General features: G+C 58.9%; 21 protein-coding genes and 1 pseudogene. 6 read left to right on the top strand and 16 right to left on the bottom strand.

The genetic code is table 11. The annotated features are described in order from the left end of the window. Together BMY36_RS12980 and BMY36_RS19535 are read right to left on the bottom strand one after the other, a co-directional pair. Window positions 1-199, bottom strand: a pseudogene (locus BMY36_RS12980) (IS110 family transposase); the annotation flags it as partial. Window positions 200-364: 165 nt separating this feature from the next. Continuing rightward, complete coding sequence (locus tag BMY36_RS19535; protein ID WP_050519206.1) at window positions 365-859, bottom strand: transposase; 495 nt, start codon at window positions 857-859, stop codon at window positions 365-367. A 168-nt stretch (window positions 860-1,027) separates the two neighbouring features. Between BMY36_RS19535 and BMY36_RS12990 the strand changes: the two genes are divergently transcribed. Then, entirely contained in the window at window positions 1,028-1,378 is a 351-nt protein-coding gene (locus BMY36_RS12990) for a RidA family protein (protein WP_050519207.1), read from the top strand. Between the two features lie 32 nt (window positions 1,379-1,410). On the opposite strand, the gene pgi is transcribed toward BMY36_RS12990, so the two are convergent. The 4 genes from pgi to BMY36_RS13010 all read right to left on the bottom strand — a co-directional run bounded on the left by pgi (window position 1,411) and on the right by BMY36_RS13010 (window position 6,248). After that, complete coding sequence (gene pgi, locus BMY36_RS12995) at window positions 1,411-3,024, bottom strand: glucose-6-phosphate isomerase (protein ID WP_050519208.1); 1,614 nt, start codon at window positions 3,022-3,024, stop codon at window positions 1,411-1,413. Window positions 3,025-3,028: 4 nt separating this feature from the next. After that, a complete protein-coding gene (pgl, locus tag BMY36_RS13000; RefSeq protein ID WP_050519209.1) occupies window positions 3,029-3,700 on the bottom strand; it encodes a 6-phosphogluconolactonase in 672 nt (223 codons plus the stop codon). After that, window positions 3,697-5,151: a glucose-6-phosphate dehydrogenase gene (zwf, locus tag BMY36_RS13005; protein WP_050519210.1), complete on the bottom strand. Its 1,455-nt coding sequence runs from the start codon at window positions 5,149-5,151 to the stop codon at window positions 3,697-3,699. The genes pgl and zwf overlap by 4 nt, the downstream gene beginning before the upstream one ends. A 233-nt stretch (window positions 5,152-5,384) precedes the next feature. Continuing rightward, window positions 5,385-6,248, bottom strand: coding sequence for an NAD(P)-dependent oxidoreductase (locus BMY36_RS13010; protein WP_050519211.1), 864 nt, complete (start codon window positions 6,246-6,248; stop codon window positions 5,385-5,387). 81 nt (window positions 6,249-6,329) lie between these two features. Between BMY36_RS13010 and BMY36_RS13015 the strand changes: the two genes are divergently transcribed. Further along, entirely contained in the window at window positions 6,330-8,789 is a 2,460-nt protein-coding gene (locus BMY36_RS13015) for a penicillin acylase family protein (RefSeq protein ID WP_050519212.1), read from the top strand. 20 nt (window positions 8,790-8,809) lie between these two features. On the opposite strand, the gene hflX is transcribed toward BMY36_RS13015, so the two are convergent. The 9 genes from hflX to dusB all read right to left on the bottom strand — a co-directional run bounded on the left by hflX (window position 8,810) and on the right by dusB (window position 20,635). Continuing rightward, window positions 8,810-10,090, bottom strand: a complete 1,281-nt coding sequence (hflX, locus tag BMY36_RS13020; RefSeq protein WP_231579689.1) for a GTPase HflX — start codon at window positions 10,088-10,090, stop codon at window positions 8,810-8,812. Between the two features lie 54 nt (window positions 10,091-10,144). Further along, window positions 10,145-10,378: an RNA chaperone Hfq gene (gene hfq / locus BMY36_RS13025; protein WP_022704857.1), complete on the bottom strand. Its 234-nt coding sequence runs from the start codon at window positions 10,376-10,378 to the stop codon at window positions 10,145-10,147. Window positions 10,379-10,517: 139 nt separating this feature from the next. Next, on the bottom strand, window positions 10,518-12,038 hold the full coding sequence (locus BMY36_RS13030; RefSeq protein ID WP_231579688.1) for a TrkH family potassium uptake protein: 1,521 nt from the start codon (window positions 12,036-12,038) through the stop codon (window positions 10,518-10,520). Between the two features lie 6 nt (window positions 12,039-12,044). Beyond that, window positions 12,045-13,421, bottom strand: coding sequence for a Trk system potassium transporter TrkA (gene trkA, locus BMY36_RS13035; RefSeq protein ID WP_050519213.1), 1,377 nt, complete (start codon window positions 13,419-13,421; stop codon window positions 12,045-12,047). A gap of 66 nt (window positions 13,422-13,487) precedes the next feature. Further along, complete coding sequence (gene ntrX / locus BMY36_RS13040) at window positions 13,488-14,903, bottom strand: nitrogen assimilation response regulator NtrX (RefSeq protein WP_050519214.1); 1,416 nt, start codon at window positions 14,901-14,903, stop codon at window positions 13,488-13,490. Further along, window positions 14,900-17,134, bottom strand: coding sequence for a sensor histidine kinase NtrY-like (locus tag BMY36_RS13045; RefSeq protein ID WP_050519215.1), 2,235 nt, complete (start codon window positions 17,132-17,134; stop codon window positions 14,900-14,902). Before BMY36_RS13045 ends, ntrX begins: the two co-directional genes overlap by 4 nt. 91 nt (window positions 17,135-17,225) lie before the next feature. Continuing rightward, a complete protein-coding gene (locus tag BMY36_RS13050; protein ID WP_050519216.1) occupies window positions 17,226-18,593 on the bottom strand; it encodes a sigma-54-dependent Fis family transcriptional regulator in 1,368 nt (455 codons plus the stop codon). Between the two features lie 3 nt (window positions 18,594-18,596). After that, window positions 18,597-19,664 carry a two-component system sensor histidine kinase NtrB gene (locus BMY36_RS13055; RefSeq protein ID WP_050519217.1) on the bottom strand — a complete coding sequence of 356 codons (1,068 nt, stop codon included), beginning with the start codon at window positions 19,662-19,664 and terminating at the stop codon, window positions 18,597-18,599. After that, on the bottom strand, window positions 19,661-20,635 hold the full coding sequence (gene dusB, locus BMY36_RS13060) for a tRNA dihydrouridine synthase DusB (RefSeq protein ID WP_050519237.1): 975 nt from the start codon (window positions 20,633-20,635) through the stop codon (window positions 19,661-19,663). Before dusB ends, BMY36_RS13055 begins: the two co-directional genes overlap by 4 nt. Before the next feature lie 190 nt (window positions 20,636-20,825). On the opposite strand from dusB, the gene ispD reads away from it, so the two are divergent. The 4 genes from ispD to BMY36_RS13080 are packed head-to-tail and all read left to right on the top strand — an operon-like array spanning window position 20,826 to window position 22,934. Then, window positions 20,826-21,488 (top strand): 2-C-methyl-D-erythritol 4-phosphate cytidylyltransferase, encoded by a 663-nt coding sequence (ispD, locus tag BMY36_RS13065; RefSeq protein ID WP_050519218.1) that lies wholly within the window; start codon window positions 20,826-20,828, stop codon window positions 21,486-21,488. Between the two features lie 2 nt (window positions 21,489-21,490). Continuing rightward, window positions 21,491-21,970, top strand: a complete 480-nt coding sequence (gene ispF, locus BMY36_RS13070; protein WP_050519219.1) for a 2-C-methyl-D-erythritol 2,4-cyclodiphosphate synthase — start codon at window positions 21,491-21,493, stop codon at window positions 21,968-21,970. Further along, window positions 21,967-22,464 (top strand): phosphatidylglycerophosphatase A family protein, encoded by a 498-nt coding sequence (locus BMY36_RS13075; RefSeq protein WP_050519220.1) that lies wholly within the window; start codon window positions 21,967-21,969, stop codon window positions 22,462-22,464. The genes ispF and BMY36_RS13075 overlap by 4 nt, the downstream gene beginning before the upstream one ends. Continuing rightward, window positions 22,461-22,934: a CinA family protein gene (locus BMY36_RS13080; RefSeq protein WP_050519221.1), complete on the top strand. Its 474-nt coding sequence runs from the start codon at window positions 22,461-22,463 to the stop codon at window positions 22,932-22,934. The genes BMY36_RS13075 and BMY36_RS13080 overlap by 4 nt, the downstream gene beginning before the upstream one ends. Here BMY36_RS13080 and BMY36_RS13085 read toward each other — a convergent pair. After that, complete coding sequence (locus tag BMY36_RS13085) at window positions 22,926-23,378, bottom strand: type II toxin-antitoxin system RatA family toxin (protein ID WP_050519222.1); 453 nt, start codon at window positions 23,376-23,378, stop codon at window positions 22,926-22,928. The two genes, BMY36_RS13080 and BMY36_RS13085, sit on opposite strands and share 9 nt — an antisense overlap. Window positions 23,379-23,429: the final 51 nt, after the last annotated feature.

The raw sequence follows: 23,429 nt of genomic DNA on the forward strand, positions 1-23,429 counted from the left end.
GCTCCAGCCCACCGTGGTAAGCGCCTGTTGCTTCATAAACAACGCGTGTTACCGTCGTCTGTGCGCAGAGCTTGGAAAGCGCCTTAAATCCTGCAGGGCAATTGCTAAACGACATCATCTTCCCGTCGCTCAGCCGGTGAATGTCTAAAGTGGCTTTAGAAATATCTATACCAATGGTATCATCGGGCATCTTCGTCATATCCTATGCTTGTCCTAGAGGGCTTCGTGCCGCTCTGTATCCGTTCAGGCCTGTGGCGAAGGTGGTGGTTGATCTTACTCTGATACGGTCCTCAAAGACCAAGCTCTAAACGATCCAACCACCACCACAGACAAGCAATGGCGGTTTCGCGATGTGGGGTGCTGATCATGCGTCCTCGCCGCCCCCCCAGATCACTGACGCCTTTTTTCGCAGAACCAGAAGCGCTGCGGTTTCGGCCAATGCGCGGTCCTTGCGCGCCAACTCCCGCTCCAGATCCTTGATCCGTTTTTTCTCTTCCTTGGTCGCCTGACCCAGACGCGCCGTGCTCGCACGGTCCCAATCATTTGCCTGCTCGCAAGCCGGTCGCCACGCCGCGATCTGCGTCAGGTAGAGCCCGCGCTTGCGGCAGTATTCGGCCAAATCGGCCTCGTTCAGCGCCGCCGTTTCCAAGACCGCCGCGAACTGGTCGCGCGACGACCAGCCCTGGGGGCCCACGTCAGCATCGGGCAGAAGCTGACCCTTGCCGCGTGCCTCCGCACGCCACTTGTGTAGCGTCGCTTCGGAAATACCTTCCTCCTGCGACAGCTGCCGAATGGCCATGGTGTTCGGCGGAAGCATCCACTTCAGCACAGACGCTTTTCGTTCCGGTGAATATCCCACGTCATCGTCCTATCCCGCCCACCTGAGAATTAGAGGAAAAGTAGAGCGGCGGATAACTTCCCTGACACTGGGGGATCCGCTCCAATCCTTATAAAACTCCCTACGCCCCTTTCAATGGCAACGCCGCCGCGTTAGGCAAGGCCATCCCAAAATGTAAGGAGCGTTTTCATGGCAAACATCACCCGCAATCACACTGGCCCACGGATGAGCCAATCAGTTGTCCACAATGGCATCGTCTATCTGGCAGGTCAGGTTGGCACGGCAGGCGCGGCCGTCGCGCAGCAAACCCAAGATTGTTTGGATAAAATCGACAGCTTGCTGGCAGAGGTGGGCAGCGACAAAACCAACATTCTGACCGCGCAAATCTGGATGGCCGATATGGCACAGTTCGCGGATATGAACACGGTTTGGGATGCATGGGTTGCCCCCGGCCACGCGCCTGCCCGCGCCACGGGCGAGTCCGCGCTGGCCACCCCGGCCTATAGCGTTGAAATCATTGTGGTTGCGGCGCTGCCGTAACTTGCGACTTGGGGGGCAATCGCCCCCCAAACTTACGCCTTTGGCGCTGCCATCACATAATCCAGCAGCATCCGCGTCGATGCATCCTTGCCCGCCGCCGATTGTGTGCCTTCAAGGATCGGTTGCAACGCCACGGCCAATTCCTTGCCCAACTCCACCCCCCATTGATCAAAGGAGTTGATGCCCAAAATCACCCCTTCCACAAACACGCGGTGTTCATAAAGCGCAAGGATTTGCCCCAGCGCAAAGGATGTCAGTTTGGGAATTGCCAATGTGGTGCTAGGCCGGTTGCCGGGAAACACGCGGTGGCGCGCTTGGCGGTCCGGCTCGGCCCCCGCAAGCCCTTTGGCGGCCATGATCGCCGTCGCCTCGGCCAACGACCGTCCGAGCATCAACGCCTCGGACTGCGCCAAACAGTTTGCCACCAACAACAAATGCTGATGCGCCAAATCCAGCTCATGCCCCGTGCGTGACAGAATAAACTCGCAAGGCACCACCCGCGTGCCTTGGTGGATCAGTTGATAAAACGCGTGCTGCCCATTGGTGCCGGGTTCCCCCCACACCACAGGGCCCGAATGTTCAGCCAAATCCGCCCCATCCATCGACACGCGCTTGCCGTTACTCTCCATCTCCAATTGCTGCAAATATGCGGGCAGGCGCGTTAGGCGTTGTTCATAAGGCAGCACGGCGCGGGTGGCATATCCGCAGATTTGGTTGTGCCAAATCCCCACCAGCGCCAACAAAACCGGCAAGTTATGCGCTGGGACCGCATCGCGAAAATGCGCGTCCATATCGGCAGCACCGGCCAAAAAGTCATCAAACCCCGCAGGCCCAATCGCCAGCATCAACGACAATCCAATCGGCCCCCACAGCGAATAGCGCCCGCCAACCCAATCTTCAAACCCAAACACGCGGTCCGGATCAATGCCAAACGCCGCCGTTTTATCCGCCGCCGTCGATACCGCCGCAAACTGCGCCGCAGGGTCGGTGACAACCCGCGCCATCCAATCACGCGCGGTCTGCGCATTGGTCATCGTTTCAATGGTGGTGAAGGTTTTCGATGCCACAATAATCAAAGTGGTTGTGGGATCCAACCCGCGCAACACATCATGGATATGCGCCCCATCGACATTGCTAACAAAATGGCAGCGTGGCCCGTCGCTGTAAGGCGCCAGCGCCAAACACGCCATCGCTGGCCCAAGGTCGGACCCGCCAATCCCGATGTTCACCACATCAGTATAAGCGCCGCCTTGCCCCACAATCCGCCCTTCGCGCAAGTCGCGCGCAAATGCCACCATCCGCGCATAGGTCGCGCGCACGGCAGGCATCACCGCCTGCCCTTGCACTTGAACGCCAGCGTTCAAATTGCGCAAGGCAGTGTGCAAAACCGCCCGCCCTTCGGTTTCATTGATCAATTGGCCCGAAAACATCGCATCGCGCTTCGCGTCCAACCCAGAGGCGGCAACGAGTTCCAACAACTGCGACAACCCAACCGCATCAATATTGGTTTTTGAAAAATCAAACAGCATATCCCCGTGGGTTTGCGAAAATTCCGCCGCCCGCAAAGGGTTGTCCAACAGCCCCGCAATGCTGCGCCCTGCCACGCTGGCTTGATGGTCCCGCAATCCCTGCCACAAGGTTTTCATACCGTCACTCCGCCCAATGGATTGTTGCATCGCCTAAAACCACCCGCACCGGGGCGTCCGCGACCGGCAAACCTGCCGCTGCTGTGATCGCGGCGCGCTTATCCGCCCCAGTGATCAGAATATGGATGTTTTGCGCATCGCGCAGCACGGGCGCTGTCAGGGTGATCCGCGGCTCCCCCGCCTCATCCGCACGCAGCGCCATTAAAGGCGGCGCATCATCGGCCAACGCCTCATTCAATTTGTCGGCCCGCGGAAACAAGGACGCGGTGTGCATATCCGCCCCCATGCCCAACAGCAAAACCGATATTGGCAAATGCGGGGTCAACCCGTCGGCAAGTGCCTCCAGCGCCTCCTCTGGCGTGTTGGTCGGCGCATAAAGCGGAATCAGCTGCGCCGCCGCTGCGTGGCCTTGCAACAAACGTTGGCGCAACAGCCGCGTGTTCGATCGCGGGCTATCTTCACCCACCCAGCGTTCATCGTTCAAAACCACGGCCACATGCGCCCAGTCCAAATCAACCGCTGACAGCAAATCAAACACCGGCCCCGGCGTTGTCCCACCCGGCACGCACAGCGTGGCGCGCCCGTGTTGGCGCAGCGCATCGCCCAATTCCCCCGCGATGATATTGGCCAGCGCCATCATCATCATTTCCCGATCAGCATATTCTACGATGTTCATTCGCGTATCTCCCGCCAGCGCCGCCCATCGCGGTGCATCAACATCAACGCATCCTCCGGCCCTGAAGATCCCGCATCATACCCTTTTGGCTTATCACCCCGTGCTTCCCAGCCTTGGATGATCGGATCGGTCCAACGCCACGCCGCCTCCACCTCATCTCCGCGCATGAACAAGGTCTGGTTGCCACGAATGACATCCATAATCAGGCGTTCATAAGCATCGGGAATATCCGCACCCTCTTCGCCCAACGCCTCGGCAAAGGACATGTCCAGCGGCACTTGGGTCAGGCGCATACCCCCCGGCCCCGGTTCTTTGATCATCACCATCAAGTTCATGCCCTCATTCGGCTGCAACCGGATAACCAACACGTTTTCACGCCACCCATCCGCATCGTCAAAGATGGAATGGGGGGGCGCGCGGAATGTGATCGCAATTTCCGATGTGCGCGCCCGCAAATGCTTGCCCGTGCGCAGATAAAACGGGGTGCCTTTCCAGCGCCAATTGGAAATATTCACCTTCAGCGCGATATAGCTTTCGGTCTTGCTGTCCTTATTCTCGGCATGGGCCAAATATCCCCCCTGCCCGTCCCCCGCCAAATACTGGCCGCGCACGATATCTTCGGGCTTCACCGGGTCCAGCGCGCGAATGACCTTCAGCTTTTCGTCGCGCACCGCGTCGGGGTCAAAGTGATAGGGCGGTTCCATCGCGATAAGGCACAACAGCTGCATCATGTGGTTTTGCACCATATCGCGCATCGCGCCCGATTTGTCGTAATAGGCCCCGCGCCCATCGACCGACACGGTTTCGGCCACCGTGATCTGCACATGGTCGATATATTCCGCCTTCCACAGCGGTTCAAACAGCATATTGGCAAAGCGCACAGCCATCAGGTTTTGCACAGTTTCTTTGCCCAAATAATGGTCAATCCGGTAAATCTGCGCCTCATTGAAATGTTTGGCCAGCACACCATTCAACGCCTGCGCCGATGCCAAATCGCGCCCAAACGGCTTTTCCACCACAATGCGGCTGTTGGGGCCTGCGATGTCATGCGCATGCAGCCGTTCCGCAATATCGCCAAACAACGACGGTGCGACCGAGAAATAGAACGCCTGCACCACATTCTTGCGCACCCGGCCCTTCAACGCGTCCCAGCCGCCCGTCCCTTTGGCATCAATCGCAACATAGCCCAGCGTGGCCAAAAACGCATCGATCACCGCCACGTCACGCTTGTCGGCCGTTACAAATTCATCAATCGCGGCGCGGGCCAAGGCGCGATACCCGTCATCATCCATACCCGATCGCGCAGCCCCAATGATCACACTGTCGGCCGGAATTTGCCCCGCCCAAAACCGCCGATACAGGCCTGGAATAATCTTGCGCTGCGCCAAATCCCCCGTGCCGCCAAACACCACAAGATCAAACGGCTCTACCGGAATAACGCGCGAAACCATTGGGATACCTCTCTGGGATGGATAGAGTTGTTAGCGCTAACTATAGGCAGTCAGCCGTTTTCTAACCTTTGCGCCACAGCCTGTCCAGCGCGCAGTTAGCAGCCTAATACAGATTAAAGATTTATTGAAGCGTCTGAAATTGGTTTTAACAGCATGGCCCGCCAATGCTGTTTTATGGTAAACAAAAACGGGATGCCCAACCAATGCCGGGCATCCCGTTCTTGCAAAAACCTTTATTTCAACCGTTTGATCAGGCTGGATGTGTCCCAACGCCCACCGCCCATGTTTTGCACATCTTTGTAAAATTGATCGATCAATGCAGTCACGGGCAGGCTTGCGCCAATTTCATTCGCCGTTGCCAGACAAATCCCCAAATCCTTGCGCATCCAATCCACCGCAAACCCGTGGGTGAAATGTTCGTCCAGCATGGACTTGTGGCGGTTGTTCATCTGCCACGATCCTGCGGCACCGCCCGAAATCACCTCCACTACCGCTTTGCCGTCCATCCCGGCCTTTTCGCCAAAGGCCAGCGCCTCGGCCAAACCCTGCACCAATCCGGCAATACAAATCTGGTTCATCATCTTGGCAATCTGCCCAGACCCGCTATCACCCAAATGCTTGCACACTTTGGCATAGGCGGCGATCACCGCCTCAGCGGCCGCATAATCACCCGCCACCCCGCCGCACATCACAGACAGCGCACCATTTTCGGCCCCTGCTTGCCCGCCAGATACGGGCGCATCGACAAACCCAACCCCAACGGCCGCTGCGGCCGCAAACATCTCACGCGTGACAAGGGCTGAAACGGTGGTGTGATCGACAAACACAGCGACCTTGGTCATGCCTGCAAACGCGCCATCTGCGCCCACACAAACCCCGCGCAAATCGTCATCATTGCCCACGCAGGCCATCACAAAATCCTGGCCTAATGCCGCCTCACGCGGGGTGGCCGCTGCCCGTCCGCCATGCTTTGCAACCCAAGCGTTGGCCTTGGCGGCCGTGCGGTTGTACACCGTCACCTCATGCCCCGCCGCCGCCAAATGCCCCGCCATGGGAAACCCCATCACGCCCAAGCCCAAAAATGCCACTTTCGCCATTGCCGTAACCCTTCCAATTGCCTCACGCTTCTGGATGGCATAGGTAACCACCCAAACCCTGACGTCAAGAAAAGACCATTCATGATCACTGCCTTCCGCTGGCTCACCCGTATTCTTATCGCGCTTTTGGCCCTTGCGGCGCTTGTGCTATTGATCACTTACTTTTTCTTGTCGCGCTCCTTGCCCGATTATTCCGAAAACTTCACGCTGGACGGGGTCAGCGCCGATGTTGAAATCGTGCGCAACAACGCCAATGTGCCGCATATTTTCGGCAGTACCGATGCGGATGTGTATTTCGCGCTTGGCTTTGCCCATGCCCAAGATCGTTTGTGGCAAATGACCATGCTGCGGCGCACCGCCCAAGGGCGGCTGTCTGAAATGTTCGGCGAACGCACGCTGAAAATAGACGAATTGCTGCGCCGCTATGATCTTTACACCCTCGCCAGCCAATCGATCGCGGCCCAAGATGATGACACGCGCATTGCCCTCGACGCCTATGCGCGCGGCGTGAACGCGTGGATTGGGGAGGTGAACCTGAAGGCGCGCGGGCGCGGGGCCCCTGAATTTTTCTTTTTCACCAATGAAATCGCCGCGTGGCAACCCGCCGACAGCTTGGCCCTGATCAAACTGATGGCGCTGCAACTGTCGGGGCATTTGGATGCCGAAGTGCTGCGCGCCCGCACCTCCATGCTGTTGTCCGAAGATCGTTTGCGCGACATTCTGCCCGATGCCCCGGGTGCTGCCCTCACCGCCCTGCCTGATTACGCCAGCCTTATGCCCAGCCCGCCGCCGGGCGGCTTTCCCACCCGCGTGGCCGCAGACCCGCTGTCGCCCTTTGTGGCCAGCGTGTTTGCAGGCGCGTCCAACGCTTGGGCCGCTGCCCCCGAACGCTCTGCCGCAGGCGGTGCTTTGCTGGCCAACGACCCGCATCTGGCCTTTACCGCGCCGACACTGTGGTATCTAGCGCGGCTTGATTTTCTGTCTGGCGGCGTGATCGGTGCCACCATCCCCGGCATCCCTACTGTGCTAATCGGGCGCTCTGCCGCTTTGGGCTGGGGCCTCACCTCCGCTTATCTTGATGATCAAGACGTGGTGATGGAACGCGTTAATCCCGACAATACCGAAGAATACGACAGCGGGGCTGGCTGGAAAGCCTTTGAAACACGCCGCTCCATCATCACGATCAAAGATCGAGATCCCGTCACCATCACGCTGCGCTGGTCCGATGCCGGGCCCATCCTGCCCGGTTCGCATTATGATCTTGCCACGGTCACCCCGGCGGGCCATGTCGCGGCCCTGTCATGGACCGCGCTATCACCCGCTGACACATCGCTGACCGCCGCCATCCGCCTGATGAAATCAAAATCCGTGGCGCAAGCGATTGAGGCGGGGCGTTTGTACATCGCCCCGGCGCAAAACCTGATGCTGGCCGATAAAGATGGCATCGGTTTTCAACTGATCGGCGCTGTGCCCAACCGCAACCCCGCACACACCACCCAAGGGCGTATGCCCAGCCTTGGTGACAAGCTGCAAAACCGCTGGAACGGCATCCAGCCTTACGACCAAAACCTGCGCGTGCTGGACCCCACATCGGGTCTGATCGGCAACACCAACAACAACACCACAGATGCCGCGTTTCCCAACAACATCAGCTTTACCTGGGGCGACACGCACCGCATCCAACGCTGGCTGACCTTGATGAAAACCCGCGAGGTCCATACCCGCGAAAGCTTTATCGAGGCACAACTGGACACTGTATCCCCCATCGCGCGCAGTGTGCTGCCGCTGATCGGGGCGGAACTGTGGTTCACCGGAACGCCATCCCCCGATGGCACGCCAGAACGTCTGCGCGAACGCGCGCTGACCCTGCTGGCCGAATGGACCGGGGAAATGAACGAACATCTGCCTGAACCCCTGATCTATGCCGCCTGGGTGCGCGCGGTGCAGGACCGCCTGATCCGCGATGAGTTGGGGCCGCTGGCCGACAGTTTCACCCACGCCGATCCGGTGTTTATCGAACGCGTGTTTCGCGATACCGATGGCGCGGCAAAATGGTGTGATGTGATCCAATCAGCCGCGATTGAAACCTGCCCCGACATTGCGCGCGTGGCGCTTGATCAAGCGTTGCTAACCCTGTCCGAACGCTATGGCGGAAATTTGGAAACATGGCGCTGGGGCGATGCGCATCAGGCCACGCATGACCATCCGGTGCTGGGCAGCGTGCCTGTGCTGCGTTATTTCGTGAACTTGCGCCAATCCACATCAGGCGGCGACAGCACCTTGATGCGCGGATTGACGCGCGGCTTTGGCCCCGACCCCTATGAAAACGTGCATGGCGCGGGCTATCGCGGCGTCTATGATTTCGCAGATCCTGACAGTTCGGTGTTCATCTCGGCCACCGGGCAATCGGGCCACCCGCTGTCGCGTCATTATGATGATTTGGGTGTCTTGTGGCGGCGCGGCGAATATATCCCGATGTCACTGGACCCCGGCCTTGCACGCGCCGCAGCCGTTGGCATCACGAAAATTTCACCTAAATAATATGCCTTTGCAGCCGGTTCTTAAACCGCTGCAAAGGCTTTGGCTTGCCGTTCGGTCCAGCGCACATGCAAGGTCCAGCCGGTATCGGTCAACACCTCATTCTCAATCACGCCCTCGGCATGTAACCAAGCGTGGGCGCGCCCCATCGCAAAATCCAAGTGCAATTCCTCAGAACTCCGCGTCACCTCAAAGGCTTGCGAAATTGCATCCAGCAAGGTTTGCACCCCATGCCCCGTGACCGACGACAGCGCAAATATCCGCGCTGATTTATCCGCCTGCGCCTCCAGTGCTGCGCGCGCGGTGTCATCGACCAAATCCAGCTTGTTCCAAATTTCAAACTGCGGGGTTTCGGCGCGCACGCCCAAACTGGTCAAAATATCGCGCACATCCGCCGCTTGTTCCGACGATTCCGGATGGCTGATATCGCGCACATGCAAAATCAGATCGGCCTCCAAAACCTCTTCCAACGTGGCGCGAAACGCCGCAACCAGTTGGGTTGGCAATTCGGAAATAAACCCAACCGTATCGGACAAGATCACCTTGCGCCCATCGGGCAATTCCATGCCGCGCATCGTGGGGTCCAGCGTGGCAAACAGCATATCCTTGGCCAACACATCCGCGCCCGTTATCCGGTTGAACAGCGTCGATTTGCCCGCGTTGGTGTAACCCACCAGCGCGACTAGCGGAAACGGCACTTTGCGCCGCGCGGCCCGGTGCAATTCGCGGGTTTTGGCCACTTTATCCAACTGGCGCTTGATGCGCACCACTTGGTCATCAATCGCGCGGCGGTCAGATTCGATCTGCGTCTCACCGGGTCCACCCACAAACCCAAGGCCGCCACGCTGGCGTTCAAGGTGGGTCCACGCCCGCACCAGCCGCGTGCGCTGATAGGAAAGTGCGGCCAGTTCTACCTGCAACACCCCTTCACGGGTTAGCGCGCGGTCGGCGAAAATCTCCAAAATCAGCCCGGTCCGGTCCAGCAGCTTGACGCCCCATTCCTTTTCCAAGTTGCGCTGCTGCACAGGCGTCACCGGGCCATCAATCAGCACCAGCCCGACATCCAACGCTTTCATCCGCGCGCCCAACTCAGCCACTTTGCCAGACCCAAACAACATGCCCGGCTGCATTTTGGGCAGGCGCACAATCTCGGCGCCCACCATCTCCAGCCCCGGCAAAGCGGCGGCCAGCGCCACAGCTTCGGCCAGCCCATGTTCGGGCAAACGCCGCGTACGCACCGATTTCAGGTCAGGATGCAGAACATAGGCCAGCGTCGCCTCGGCGCGCGTGTCATGCCCTGCCAGCCGCAGTTCTACCGAAAACCCATCGTCCTCGTCGTGATCTTGCGCGCCCAAGGCTTATTCTTCGCCTTCGTACAGGCTGATTGGCGCACCCGGCATGATGGTTGAAATCGCGTGCTTGTACACCAACTGCGACTGCCCATCCCGGCGCAACAACACACAAAAATTGTCAAACCAAGTGATTACACCTTGCAGCTTAACGCCATTGATCAAAAAAATTGTTACCGGAACCTTTGCCTTACGGACATGGTTCAAAAATGCATCTTGAAGGTTCTGTTTATCGGACGCCATTATTGCATTGCCTTTTTTTATTTTGGTTACCGTTTGTGCTTGCAGCCCGGTCGCGCAAGCACACTCCAAGTATGTAATGGGAATCCCAGAGTTTCCAGCCCAAAAGCAAGGCGATGCGCAATGTCGCGCCGATAGCGTCTTACCTGCGCCACACCCCGGGCGACAAAAGCGCTAGAATGGCCAAAATCTCCACCCGCCCCACGATCATCGCAGCCCCCAGAATGGCCTTTTCCGACATCGACAATTCGATCATGCGGATTGGCCCCTCGGCGGCCATCACCGTCAATGGCCCCGTGGTCGTGACAGCCGAGATGGTCAAGATCAGGCTTTGCTCAAACTCCATCCCGCGCAACGACAAGGCTGCAATCACGATGGCAAATGTCACGGCATACAGCATAAAGAAAATCCATGCCACATAAGCCCCACCTTGGCGCAACTGGCGTTCCCCGTCGCCACCCCCGCCAATGGAACTTGGATGCACCAAACGGTCCATCTCCCGCTCCCCATGCCGGGCCAGCGAATAGACCCGCAGCAGCTTTAACCCGCCAGCCGTGGTTGCAATTCCGCCGCCCATCATCGCCAACCCCAGCAGCACCAAACCCGGACTGTTCAACCCCGACCACAGCCGCGCATCTTGCCAATCGGCACTTTCAAACCCCGTGGTGGTCAGGAATGACATCGTGGTGAACAGCCCGCCCCACAACGCTTGCAGCGCCGCCGATGCGTTCCAAACATCATCCACCACCAAGGCCCCAACCCAATGGCGCAAGAACAACAGCCCCGGCACGACGGCCAAGAAAAACAGCGCCAACCGCACCTCATGGTCATCCAAAATGGGCCGATTGCGGTCGGTTAACACCGCCCCCGGCAGGCTGCGCCGCGTCAACGCCAGAGCCATAAACGCAAAAACCAAGATTTCTGCGACCCGGCCCCCATCTGCTGCAGCAAGGCTTTGCCCATTGGTAATCCCACTGGTTGACAGCGTTGACAGGGCCAGACACAACGCCGTCATCCCGCGTTCGCCCGCGATCAATAACATCACCCACAACATCACTGTCAGCCCGAAATAGGCCGGAAACAGCACCATCGAATGGCGGATCATCCGCTCCGCCGGGCCCGCCGCATGGGTGATCTGGTCGGCGCCTTGCGCGCCGCGCCCCGGCACGCGCCCCGACAGCACCTCTACCCCGCCAAGGTTCAACGGCGCCAAAATCGCCGCCGCCGACATTAAAACGAAAAAACCACCCATCCAGCCCACCAGCGCGCGCCACAAATGCAACGACGGCGCAAGGCGGCCCGGCGTGTCGTATTGCGTCACGCCAGTAGTCGTAAAAGACGACACCATTTCAAACCAAGCATTGCCAAAACTCGTGTCCGGCACCGCCTCATTGAACGGGATCGCAAACAAAAATGGCAGCCAGATATAGGCCCCCAACAACGCCGCAAGCTGGCTGCGCGCGGCTTGGCGCGGTCTGTGATTGGATGTGGCAATCCCCACCAACACTGAAAACAGCAAAAAAATCACCGCGCCGTAAAAAAACGGCCGCGCCACCGCAAAGTTGGAATACACCGCTGCATGCGCCGCCGGAAACAGCATGGCAAGCGCACCAACCCCCGAAAGGATCACCAGCAGCGGCAGTTCCAAAATACGGCGGATCATATCAGATCAAAAGAAATCAACGGAAACTTGCAGCAAACGCTCTACCTCGGGCACGTCCTTCGCCATGCAAAACAGCGCGATCACATCGCCCTCCTCCATCCGCAAATCGCCCGTGGGTTTCATCACGCGGTCGCCCTTCATCACAGCCCCCACCAACACGCCTTCGGGAAATTCCGTGTCGCGGATTAACTTGCCCGCCAGCGGAGATGTGGACAGCACTTGCGCCTCAATCATCTCGGCTTCCGCATCGCCAATCGAATAAATCGCGCGCACCCGGCCGTGGCGAATGTGGCGCAAGATCGACGAGACTGTGGTCGCGCGCGGGTTGATGAACGCATCAATATCCAACGCGCCCATAAGTGGCACCAATGTCGGGTCATTGACCAGCGCAATCGCCATGGGACAGCCCGCCTGTTTTGCGCGCACCGCGACCAAAAGATTGGTTTTGTCATCATCGGTTACCGCCAAAACCGCATCGGCCCGGTCAATCCCCGCCTCCAGCAAAATGTCCATATCCATGCCATCACCATGCAAAACGATGGTACGTTCCAAACCATCGGCGGCTTTTTCGGCGCGGCTGCGGTTTTTCTCAATCACCTTGGCGCGCAAACGGTCGGTCCGCGCCTCCAGCGCCCGCGCCACGGCCAACCCCACATTGCCACCGCCCACAATCACAATGCGTTCTTGCTTGCGGGTGGTTTTGCCAAAAATCTCCAGCGTGCGGTTTAGATCTTCGGTATGGGCGAATACATAAATCCGGTCGCCTGCAAACAACTGGTCCCCCGGTTCTGGGGCAAACAACCGCTCGTCCCGGCGCACCGCCACGACGATTGCGCGCAGGGTCGAAAACAGCTCCGACAATTGGCGCAATGGTGTGTTCAGCACGGGGCAATCTTCATCCAGCACAATGCCCAACAGTTGCGCGCGCCCGCCCATGAAACTTTCGGTATCAAAGGTCGCGGGTGCCGCAAGCCGCTGCAACGCCGCCTCCGCCACTTCTTTTTCGGGGCTAATCACCACATCAATCGGCATGTGATCGCGGCGGTACAGGTCGGAATAAATCGCATCCAAATAGCTTTGCGACCGCAGGCGTGCAATTTTGCGCGGGACCGAAAACACAGAATGGGCAACCTGACAGGTCACCATATTCACCTCATCCGAATGGGTGGCGGCGATAATCATGTCGGCGTCGCGCGCGCCCGCCCGCGCCAAAACGTCAGGGTAACTGGCAAAGCCCACAATCCCCTGAACATCCAGCGTATCGGTGGCCCGACGCACCAAATCGGCGTTGAAATCAACGACCGTTACGTCGTTGTTTTCTCCAGACAAGTGGCGTGCGATTTGCCACCCCACCTGCCCCGCACCGCAGATGATCACTTTCATGGGCCTATACTCCGTGGCATTGATCGCCCTATGTCGCAGATGCGGGCGGAATGGTCAATCTGGGCTCTATTCGTCGCCCTCGTCGTCCAAATCCTCCAACCGGGCCATGCGCGACCCCGACTTGCTGGTGGTCACCACGCCCAACGATTTCAGCTTGCGGTGCAGCGCGCTGCGTTCCATGCCCACAAAACTGGCGGTCCGGCTGATATTGCCGCCAAAGCGGTTGATTTGCGTCAGCAAATACTCCTTCTCAAACAACTCGCGTGCCTCGCGCAGCGGCAACGTGGCCAGCGCGCCACCCAGCACCAGCCGCCCATCTTCGCGCCCGGCAGGTTCATGCCCCGGCAGTTCCTTGACATCGACCGGGCCCGCCGCATCGCCCAAAATCAACACCCGTTCAATCACATTGCGCAATTGGCGCACGTTGCCCGGCCATTGCATGGTTTGCAGCATCGCCTCCGCTTCGGTGGTCAAGCTGCGCACGGGCAGGCCTTGGGTGCGGTGGAACATGTCGATGAAATAAGCGGTCAGTTCGGGAATATCTTCGCGCCGATCCTCTAAGCTGGGCACCGAGATCGGGACCACGTTCAGGCGGTCATACAGCTCTTGGCGAAACCGCCCTGCGGCGATTTCACTGCGCAAATCGCGGGTGGTTGAAGATATAACGCGCAAATCCACCCGCACTTTATCGACGCCGCCCACCCGTGTGAACTGCTGGTCCACCAACACACGCAGGATTTTGGATTGCGTGCCCAGTGGCATTTCCGCCACCTCGTCGAAGTAAACGACGCCGCCATGTGCCTGCTCCAACAGCCCTTTTTCCAATCCCCGATCCGGCGTTTCGCGGCCAAACAGCACTTCCTCCATCCGGTCCGGTTCAATCGTGGCCGAAGTAACGGTGACAAAGGGCGCGGCCGACCGGTTGGAATTGCCGTGAATGAACCGCGCCGCCAGCTCCTTGCCCGATCCGGCAGGGCCAGACAGCATCACGCGCCCGTTGGATTTGGTGACTTTATCCAAGTGCGATTTCAACGTCTTATAGGCCGTACTTGATCCAATCATCTCAGACGATGTGACATCACGCCGGCGCAAATCGGTGTTTTCACGGCGCAACCGGCTGGTTTCCATCGCGCGGCTGACAACGACCATCAACTGATCAATGTTAAACGGCTTTTCAATGAAATCATACGCGCCCTGCTTTATCGCTGCGACCGCAATTTCAATATTGCCATGGCCCGAAATAATCACCACAGGCACATCCGGATTGTCGCGCTTGACGGTTTTCAGAATGTCGATCCCGTCCATCTGGCTGTCTTTCAACCAAATATCCAAGATCATAAGCGATGGCGCTTCGCTCGCAATCTCCGCCATGCAATCATCAGAATTCCCTGCAAGTCGAATGGCATAGCCTTCGTCCTTCAAAATATCCCCGATCAATTCGCGGATATCGCGTTCATCGTCCACGATCAAAATACTGCTCATTTTTCCCCCTCGGCCTTACGGCCCGCGTTTTTGGCCCAAAGCCGGGGGAGGATGATTTCAGCCATCGCCCCAGCATGGGTATTTCCTTCAAAAACCTCAGCATCCAGCAGCGCCAGCGTCCCGCCATGCTCTTCGATGATCTTTTTCACAATCGGCAGGCCCAACCCCGTGCCCTTTTCGCGCGTGGTGACATAGGGTTCAAACAACCGCGCGCGGTCGGGTGGCAAGCCTATGCCATTATCCGCAATGCGAATGGTCACTTCATCCTCTGCCCACACCAATGCCACCTGAATTTGCGCAGCGACATCCCCTTGCTTTTCAACATAGGTTTCGATGGCTTCCCCGCCGTTCTTCAACAAGTTTGTCAAAGCCTGCGAAATCATTGTCGCATCCAAATCCATCAAGACCGGCCCTTGCGGAATGTCCGCTACAAACCGCACATTCGGCTGTCCCGCCTCTTGCAACACAACCGCATCGGTCAGAATTTTCACCAAATCCTCCTCGCGCCGCACGGGTTCAGGCATCCGCGCGAATTTGGAAAATTCATCAACAATGCGGCGCAAGTCATTGGTTTGGCGAATAATAACATCCGCATACTGGTCCAAATCCTCCGGCTCGGCCACTTGGGCGCGAAACTTGCGCTTAATGCGCTCCGCCGACAGTTGAATGGGCGTCAGCGGGTTCTTAATCTCATGCGCAATCCGCCGCGCCACATCGCCCCAGGCCGCCATCCGCTGCGCCGATACCAGGTCGGTCACATCGTCAAACGCTACCACATAGCCTTCCAGCGCGCCCGTATCAGACCGTCGCACGCTCATCCGCACCAACAGGCTTTCCATGCGGCCTTTGCGCGTCAGGCGCAATTCCTCTTGCACAGATGCCCCAAGGCCGTCTCGCAACTTTATGAAAAGGCTTTCAAATTCGGGCACGATCAAGGTAAGCCCCAGCCCATGCCCCGCGCCTTTCACGTCCAACAAACGCTCTGCCGCGCGGTTCACAAAATCCAAGCGCCCATCCGCATCCAGCCCGATCACCCCCGCTGTCACCGACGACAGCACAGAATCAAACAACCGCCGCCGCCCTTCGGTTTCCACGTTGCTGTCGACCAACGCATCGCGCTGCCTTTTCAATTGCCGCGTCATTTGGTTGAACAAACGACCCATCATCGCAATCTCGTCGTCGCCTTCCTCCTCAATGATTTGTACGTTCAAATCACCCGACCCCACGCGCTGCGCCGCCCCCGCCAGCCGCCCAATGGGCCGCGACAGGCGTTCCGCAAACCACAGCCCCAACCAAATCGCGGCCAAGATCAAGATCAGCGCAAACCCAAGGTACAGCAGCCCAAATTCAAACAGCAACCGCCCCCGTTCTGCTTCAAGCTGTTGATAAAGAGACACAGTTTCACGCGTTTCGTCCAAAAGGCTTAGGATATTACCATCCACCTCGCGTGACACATATAAAAACCGATCCACATAAGCGGTCAAAAACACCAGCGCGCGCAACTCGTTGTTTTGCCAATCGTCGATCAAAACCGTCTCACCCGCTTTGGCCCGCGCGATTTCGTCGGCCGTCAGCGCCTCAAACCCAAACAGATACGACCGTTCGCCCCGCGTTTGCAGCACGCCTGTGCCATCCGTCAAATATGCCTCTTTCAACCCGCGCTGGATTGCCGCTTGCCCTTCGGTCAACAGCGGGCGCAACTGGTCATCATCCAGAAAAAACGTGCTTTGCTTGGTCACATTCAAATAGGCCGCCAACGCCAGCGCATCCTCGGTCAAATCCTGCCGATGCTCCCCGTCATAGGCTTGGGCCGCAGCCAGCGAATTGCCCACCACCGCGCGCACGCGCTCAGAAAACCACCCCTCCAGCCCCACATTGAAGGTAATCGTCGCAAACACCGCGACCAATACGGTCGGCGTCAGCGCCAGCAGCGCGAAAATCCCCGACATCCGCAAATGCAGCCGCGACCCCGCCGATTGGCTGCGTCGATCTGATATCATCCGCGACACCCGCGCCAACACCAGCGACGCCACGACCAACACATATACCAAATCTGCCAGCAAAATCAGCCGCAAATAGGCAGACGCCGCCCCTTGGTCAAACGGCCCCAGCGCCATAAACGTCGCAAACGCCAAAACCGGCCCCAACGTCACCAAGACCAAAGTCATAATCGTCTGAAAACGCCGTTGCCGCCGCAAGCGGGACAGTCGCAGCCAAGTGTTGCTTCGCATGACTGCCGACAAACCCAAAACCCCGCTGCAAAATCAAAACACAGAGCAGATCAGTCAAGCAAAACCTGAAAGACACGCCTCTGTGGCGCTTTTACATCAGTTTGCGCCGCCGTGTCACGCTAATTTCCAGATCTGTGATCTTTTTACGCAAGGTATTGCGGTTGATTCCCAAAAGATCAGCACATTTAGCCTGATTTCCCGCCGTCGCATCCAGCGCTATTTCAATCAGCGGTGCTTCAAACTCGCGCAAAATACGCCCGTACACCCCCGGCGCAGGCAAGGCCGCCCCGTGCAAATCGAAATACCGCCGCAAATGCCGCGCCACCGATGCCGACAGCTTTTCCCCTTCACCGCCCTCGCGCAACGGCTCCATCAAGGGTTGATTACTCAGAATCGCCTCCACCTCTGCGCGCGCAATCTCCGGCTCGGTTGCGGTAACCAGCACGCGGCGCATCGCATTTTCCAATTGCCGCACATTGCCGGGCCAGCTGTAATTGCGCAACATATCACGCGCTTGGCCCGACAATTTGCGCATCACCCCAGTATCTCGCGCGCCGCGTGTCAGGAAATGCGCGGCCAGCAGGTCAATATCCTCCACCCGTTCGCGCAGGCTGGGCACCTGAACCGTGACCCCGCCCAACCGGTAATACAGATCTTGGCGAAACCGTCCGGTTTCCATGCCGGCGGTCAAATCCGATTGCGATGTTGCCATAACCCGTGGCGCGTTGTCCCCAAACATATCCAGCATCCGCACGATCCGCGATTGGGTGTCATCGTCAAAATCGGCAATTTCATCAAACACCAAACTGCCGCCCTTGGCCCGCGTCAACAACGCAGATGGCCCATCCACCCCCGCCAAATCATCCGCCTGCACCACCACAAACGGCTGGCTGCGACGATCTGAAAAATCATGGATCGCCCGCGCAATCAGCGATTTTCCGGTCCCCGATTCGCCCGTTACCAACACCGCCAAATCGGTGTTCATTACCCGCGCCACCAGCCTGTACAGCGCTTGCATCCCAGCCGTGCGCCCGACCAAGGGCAAATCATCGCCCACTTCGCGCGCGGGCATGGGTGCGGATTGCGACACCCGCCGCTTCATCTCCAACGCGCGCGCCGACCGTTTCATCAGGTCCGGCAAATCAAACGGCTTTGGCAAATAATCAAATGCCGCCGCCTCCGCCGCCTGTATTGCCGTCATAATATTGTTTTGCGCCGATATGATGATCACCGGCAAGCCCGGCCGCAGCTTGGCAATTTGCGGCAGCGCCTGCAGCCCGTTGCCATCTGGCATGATGACATCGGAAATCACCAGATCGCCCTTGCCCTCCTCCACCCAGCGCATCAGCGTGGTCAGGCTGGCCGTGGCATGCACCTTGCATCCCGCCCGCGTCAGCGCTTGGGTCAAAACCGTGCGGATTGTGCGATCATCATCGGCAACCAGAACCGTTCCATCCATTGGTCAATCTCCTGTACTAACACTATTTTTTGGGGCCAGCGGCAGCGATACGCGAAACACCGTGCGCCCCGGCACACTGTCCACCGCGATCCAGCCGTCATGATCCGCGATGATCTTGGACACCAAGGCCAACCCCAGCCCCGTGCCGTTTTCGCGCCCTGACACAAACGGGTCAAAGATGTGGCCCGCAAGTTCGGGCGCAATCCCCGGCCCATCGTCTATAACCTCAATCTGCAAGGCAAGCGGGCTGCCCGACCCATCCTTGCGCCGCAACCGCAGCGACAAATCATAAAACGTGCGCAGTTTGATGGTCTGCGCCCCCGCCTCTACCGCGTTTTTGATCAGGTTCAAAAACACCTGCATCAACTGATCCATATCGGCAAATGTATTGGGCAAGGACGGGTCATAGGATTCGTGAATGACCCGCCCCCGCGCGAAGCCCACCACTGCCGACCGCCGCGCCCGGTCCAGCGCATCATGGATGTTCACCGCGCGGCGTTCGGGGGGGCGCAAGTTGCCAAACTGCTCCACCTGCTCCAACAATTTCACGATGCGCCGGGTTTCCTCCACAATCAGGTCCGACAACTCGCGGTCCTCCGCCGACAGGTTCATGGCCAGCAATTGCGCCGCCCCAGAAATCCCCGCCAGCGGGTTCTTAATTTCATGCGCCAGCATTTCTGCCATACCAATCGCCGATTTTGTCGCGGTTTTTGCAGCCGACGCGCGCCCCAGTTTATCCGCAATTTCCAACGGAATAAGCAGCAGCAACAGATCGGTTTTATCTTGCATCGGGGCCAATTGGATGCTGCAATGCACTGGCGCACGTTCTCCCGTGGTCAGCTCTATGTCGTTGATAACAAGCGCGGATTGATTGGTCCGCACCCGCGCCATCGCATCCTCCATCGGGGCGTTGATGTGCAATCGCTCCAACAGGCTTTGGCCCGTCAGGCTGCGCGCTGACATGTTTAAAAACACCTCTGCAGCGGGGTTTATATCCAATATCTGCCCTTGGGCAGTGATCACCAGCGCTGGAACAGGCAGCGCCGCCCAAATCACACCCGCATCCCTCATGCCGCCACCTGCCGCGCATCGGCAAAGGCTGCGCGCACACGCACGGCCACCTGCGCCGGGTCATTCAAAACCATAATTTCGGCGCGCGCCGCCGCCAGCCCCGCCACCTCCAAATACCAGCCCAGATGCTTGCGGGCGACCCGCACCCCCAAATCCACCCCATAAAACTGCAAAATATCGTGATAATGGCCCAAAACTATATCGGCCAGCGCCGCCCCTTGCGGGATCACCGGGGCCGCAGCGCCAAACAGGTCCGCCGCAATCGACGCCAACACCCAAGGCCGCCCTTGCGCCCCGCGCCCCACCATCACCCCATCCGCCCCAGATTGTGCCAGGGCCGCGCGCGCAGATGCCGCGTCCACAATATCGCCATTCGCCACCACTGGAATCGTCACGGCAGCCTTGACCCGCGCAATCGCCCGCCAATCCGCCGCCCCTTTGTAAAATTGGCAGCGCGTGCGCCCGTGAATGGTGATCATCGCAATGCCCGCATCCTGCGCGCGCCGCGCAATGTCGGGCGCGTTCAGCATCCCGTCATCCCAGCCCAGCCGGGTTTTCAGCGTCACAGGCACTTTTACCGCCCCCACAACCGCCGCAATCAGCGACAGCGCATGGTCCGGGTCCTTCATCAACGCCGACCCGGAATAACCGTTTGTAACCTTTTTGGCCGGGCATCCCATATTGATATCAATGATTTGCGCACCATTGGCCTCTACAAACCGCGCGGCCTCGGCCATCCAATAGGCTTCGCGCCCGGCCAATTGCACCGATGTCGCCTGTTCCTCAAACCCCAACTCGGCGCGCGCACGCGCAAGTGGCCCGGCCTGCACCACCTCTTGGCTGGCTACCATTTCGGACACGACCAACCCCGCGCCAAACCGCGCTACCAAACGGCGAAACGGTAAATCTGTAATCCCGGCCAAGGGGGCCAGCAGCACAGGGGGCGCGATGGTAAAAGGACCTATTTGCACGACGGATGGTTGCCTTTGGCTGAACAAGGTCAACAAATACCCGCGCCGCGACCAAAACACAAACGCCCCGGCCCAAAAAATAATCGAAAACCGCAACTGCCTAAAATTTAATCAACCGCAATTGTCAAAGCACCCGATTGCCCTTGCAAAGCGCATCGCCTAAACAATCCCCCAGCCAAAGGACGCAAAAATGACCAGCGCCGTCATCATCACTGCCGCCGGGCGTGGCCTTCGCGCCGGGGGCAAAATCCCAAAGCAATGGCAGCACTTGGGCGGCAAACCTGTGCTGGCTCACACGGTTGCGGCGTTTCAAACGCTGGGATTTACGCAAATTCTGGTCACAATCCACCCCGATGACACGCCGCACGCAGCCTACCTTGGCCCCGATGTGCGCCTGATTATCGGCGGCGACACCCGCGCCAAATCTGTTAAGAACGCGCTGGAGTCGATTGATATAAATCACATATCCCAAGTTTTCATCCATGACGGTGCGCGCCCTTTCGTCACGGCAGCCCTCATCGCCCGCCTGCAAACCGCCCTGCAAACCCAGCCCGCCGCAGCCCCCGCTTTGCCCGTCACCGATGCCCTGTGGCGCGGCGAAAATGGCCTTGTCACCGGTGTCGCTGAACGCACCAACCTGTTTCGCGCCCAAACCCCGCAAGCCTTTCACCTCGCTGCCATTCTCGCCGCGCACCGCATCCATCCCGGAAATGCTGCCGATGATGTAGAGGTGGCGCGTGCCGCAGGGCTTGCAGTTGCCATCGTCGCGGGCGATGAAGACAACATAAAAATCACCCTGCCCGGCGATATGGCCCGCGCAGAACAGATATTACAGCACAGAAAGCAGGCGTAAAAATGGATGTAAGGCTTGGCAATGGCTTTGACGTACACGCCTTTTGCGATGGTGATCATGTTTGGCTGTGTGGCGTAAACCTGTCTCACGCGCGCGGTCTGTTGGGCCATTCGGACGCCGATGTGGGCATGCACGCGCTGACCGATGCGATTTACGGCGCTTTGGCCGATGGCGATATCGGCCAGCATTTTCCGCCCAGCGACCCGCAATGGAAAGGCGCCGCCAGCCACATCTTCCTACGCCACGCCATGGCAACCGCCCGCGCGCGCGGATACAGTTTGGGCAACGCCGATGTGACGCTGATCTGTGAACGCCCCAAAATCGGCCCCCACGCAGCGCAAATGCGCGCGGCCTTGGCCGACATCATGGGCGTCGACATCACCCGCATTTCCGTCAAAGCCACCACCAGCGAACAACTCGGCTTTACGGGCCGAGAGGAAGGCATCGCCGCCCTCGCCACAGCCACCTTGGTGAAACCATGACCCTCTCTCGCCTCATCTCAACCTTTTTTGGCGTTGGCCTGTTGCGCCCTGCCCCAGGCACATGGGGGTCTGCGGCGGCCATCGGCGTGGGCCTGATCTTGCACCGCATCGGCCATTTTCCTTTGCTGCTGGTCGCCACCCTATTGGTCACCGCCGTTGGCTTTTGGGCCTGCCGCCGCGAATTGGCGGACAAACCGGGTGATGACCCGTCTGAAATCGTGATTGATGAGGTCGCAGGCCAATGGATTGCGCTGTGTTTTCCCTCCTTTGCCTTTTGGTATGTAGGCTCTCCAAGCGATAACTTCCCCTATCCCGGCTGGGTCGCCGCCTTCCTTTTGTTCCGTCTGTTCGATATTTGGAAACCTTGGCTGGTGGGCCGCGCCGATGCGCGTGGCGATGCCGATGGGGTGATGCTGGATGATCTGTGGGCGGGGCTGTTTGCAGGCCTCGGCGTGGTCGTCCTCGCCATTTTCGCCCATTTGGTGCTGATGTGACCGCAACCGCCGCGCGCATCCTTACCGCCGCCCGCGCGCGCGGCTTGCGCATCGCCACCGCCGAAAGCTGCACAGGTGGCATGCTCAGCGCCGCCCTTACCGACTTGCCCGGTTCATCCGATGTGTATGATCGCGGCTATATCACCTATTCCAACGCCGCCAAAATCGACATGCTCGGCGTGTCGCCCGAAACCCTTGCCACCTATGGCGCGGTGTCCGAAGGGGTGGCCGTGGAAATGGCGGCAGGCGCGCTGCACCATTCGGGCGCGGGCATTGCCCTGTCGATCACAGGCATCGCAGGCCCCGGCGGGTCAGACCACAAACCCGAAGGGCGCGTGTGCTTTGGCCTCGCAATGCGCGGGCATGCCACCCGCACTGAAACCGTGGAATTTGGCCCCTTGGGCCGCGAAAACATCCGCCAAGCCGCCACCAGCCACGCCCTTGCCCTGATCGCCGCCGCCCTAAGCTGACCCGTAAAGGGCCGCCGCGCGCCGCTCAAACGCGCGCACCACCCGCAGCATCGCCTCATTGAACACCACCCCAATGATTCCATGCAAAATCGCGTTCTTGAATTCAAAATCCACCATGAAATCAACTTCGCAACCACCGCCCTCCGCATCGCGAAATGCCCAGTTTGACCGCATATACCGAAACGGCCCATCCAGATATTCCGTGTCAATCTTGCGCGCGCCCGGCCACAACACGACCCGGCTGCCAAACCGTTCCCGAAACACCTTAAAGCTGATCACCAAATCCGCCTCCAGCACCTCACTCTCGCCCACCGCCTTGCGCGACCGAACACGGGCCGCCGAATTCCACGGCAAGAATTGCGGGTAACTCTCAATATCGGCCACCAACCCATACATCTGGTCGGCGGTATAGGGCAGGCGCTTTGTCTCACTGTGGCGTGGCATAATCAGGCTTTCCCGTGGCTCAGGCTTTTTCGTGACTTGGCCTTTGGTTTT

Source organism: Pseudorhodobacter antarcticus (genome assembly GCF_900110135.1).
Taxonomy (GTDB): domain Bacteria; phylum Pseudomonadota; class Alphaproteobacteria; order Rhodobacterales; family Rhodobacteraceae; genus Pseudorhodobacter; species Pseudorhodobacter antarcticus.

What these genes read in the sequence shown, in the direction of transcription:
- ispD (WP_050519218.1), top strand. Translation starts at nt 20,826, where the DNA reads ATGACCAGCGCCGTCATCATCACTGCCGCCGGGCGTGGCCTTCGCGCC.
- ispF (WP_050519219.1), top strand. Translation starts at nt 21,491, where the DNA reads ATGGATGTAAGGCTTGGCAATGGCTTTGACGTACACGCCTTTTGCGAT.
- BMY36_RS13075 (WP_050519220.1), top strand. Translation starts at nt 21,967, where the DNA reads ATGACCCTCTCTCGCCTCATCTCAACCTTTTTTGGCGTTGGCCTGTTG.
- BMY36_RS13010 (WP_050519211.1), bottom strand. Translation starts at nt 6,248, where the DNA reads ATGGCGAAAGTGGCATTTTTGGGCTTGGGCGTGATGGGGTTTCCCATG.
- BMY36_RS13055 (WP_050519217.1), bottom strand. Translation starts at nt 19,664, where the DNA reads ATGAGGGATGCGGGTGTGATTTGGGCGGCGCTGCCTGTTCCAGCGCTG.
- BMY36_RS13050 (WP_050519216.1), bottom strand. Translation starts at nt 18,593, where the DNA reads ATGGATGGAACGGTTCTGGTTGCCGATGATGATCGCACAATCCGCACG.
- BMY36_RS13045 (WP_050519215.1), bottom strand. Translation starts at nt 17,134, where the DNA reads ATGCGAAGCAACACTTGGCTGCGACTGTCCCGCTTGCGGCGGCAACGG.
- BMY36_RS13015 (WP_050519212.1), top strand. Translation starts at nt 6,330, where the DNA reads ATGATCACTGCCTTCCGCTGGCTCACCCGTATTCTTATCGCGCTTTTG.
- BMY36_RS13030 (WP_231579688.1), bottom strand. Translation starts at nt 12,038, where the DNA reads ATGATCCGCCGTATTTTGGAACTGCCGCTGCTGGTGATCCTTTCGGGG.
- trkA (WP_050519213.1), bottom strand. Translation starts at nt 13,421, where the DNA reads ATGAAAGTGATCATCTGCGGTGCGGGGCAGGTGGGGTGGCAAATCGCA.
- pgl (WP_050519209.1), bottom strand. Translation starts at nt 3,700, where the DNA reads ATGAACATCGTAGAATATGCTGATCGGGAAATGATGATGATGGCGCTG.
- ntrX (WP_050519214.1), bottom strand. Translation starts at nt 14,903, where the DNA reads ATGAGCAGTATTTTGATCGTGGACGATGAACGCGATATCCGCGAATTG.
- pgi (WP_050519208.1), bottom strand. Translation starts at nt 3,024, where the DNA reads ATGAAAACCTTGTGGCAGGGATTGCGGGACCATCAAGCCAGCGTGGCA.
- BMY36_RS13085 (WP_050519222.1), bottom strand. Translation starts at nt 23,378, where the DNA reads ATGCCACGCCACAGTGAGACAAAGCGCCTGCCCTATACCGCCGACCAG.
- BMY36_RS12990 (WP_050519207.1), top strand. Translation starts at nt 1,028, where the DNA reads ATGGCAAACATCACCCGCAATCACACTGGCCCACGGATGAGCCAATCA.
- zwf (WP_050519210.1), bottom strand. Translation starts at nt 5,151, where the DNA reads ATGGTTTCGCGCGTTATTCCGGTAGAGCCGTTTGATCTTGTGGTGTTT.
- hfq (WP_022704857.1), bottom strand. Translation starts at nt 10,378, where the DNA reads ATGGCGTCCGATAAACAGAACCTTCAAGATGCATTTTTGAACCATGTC.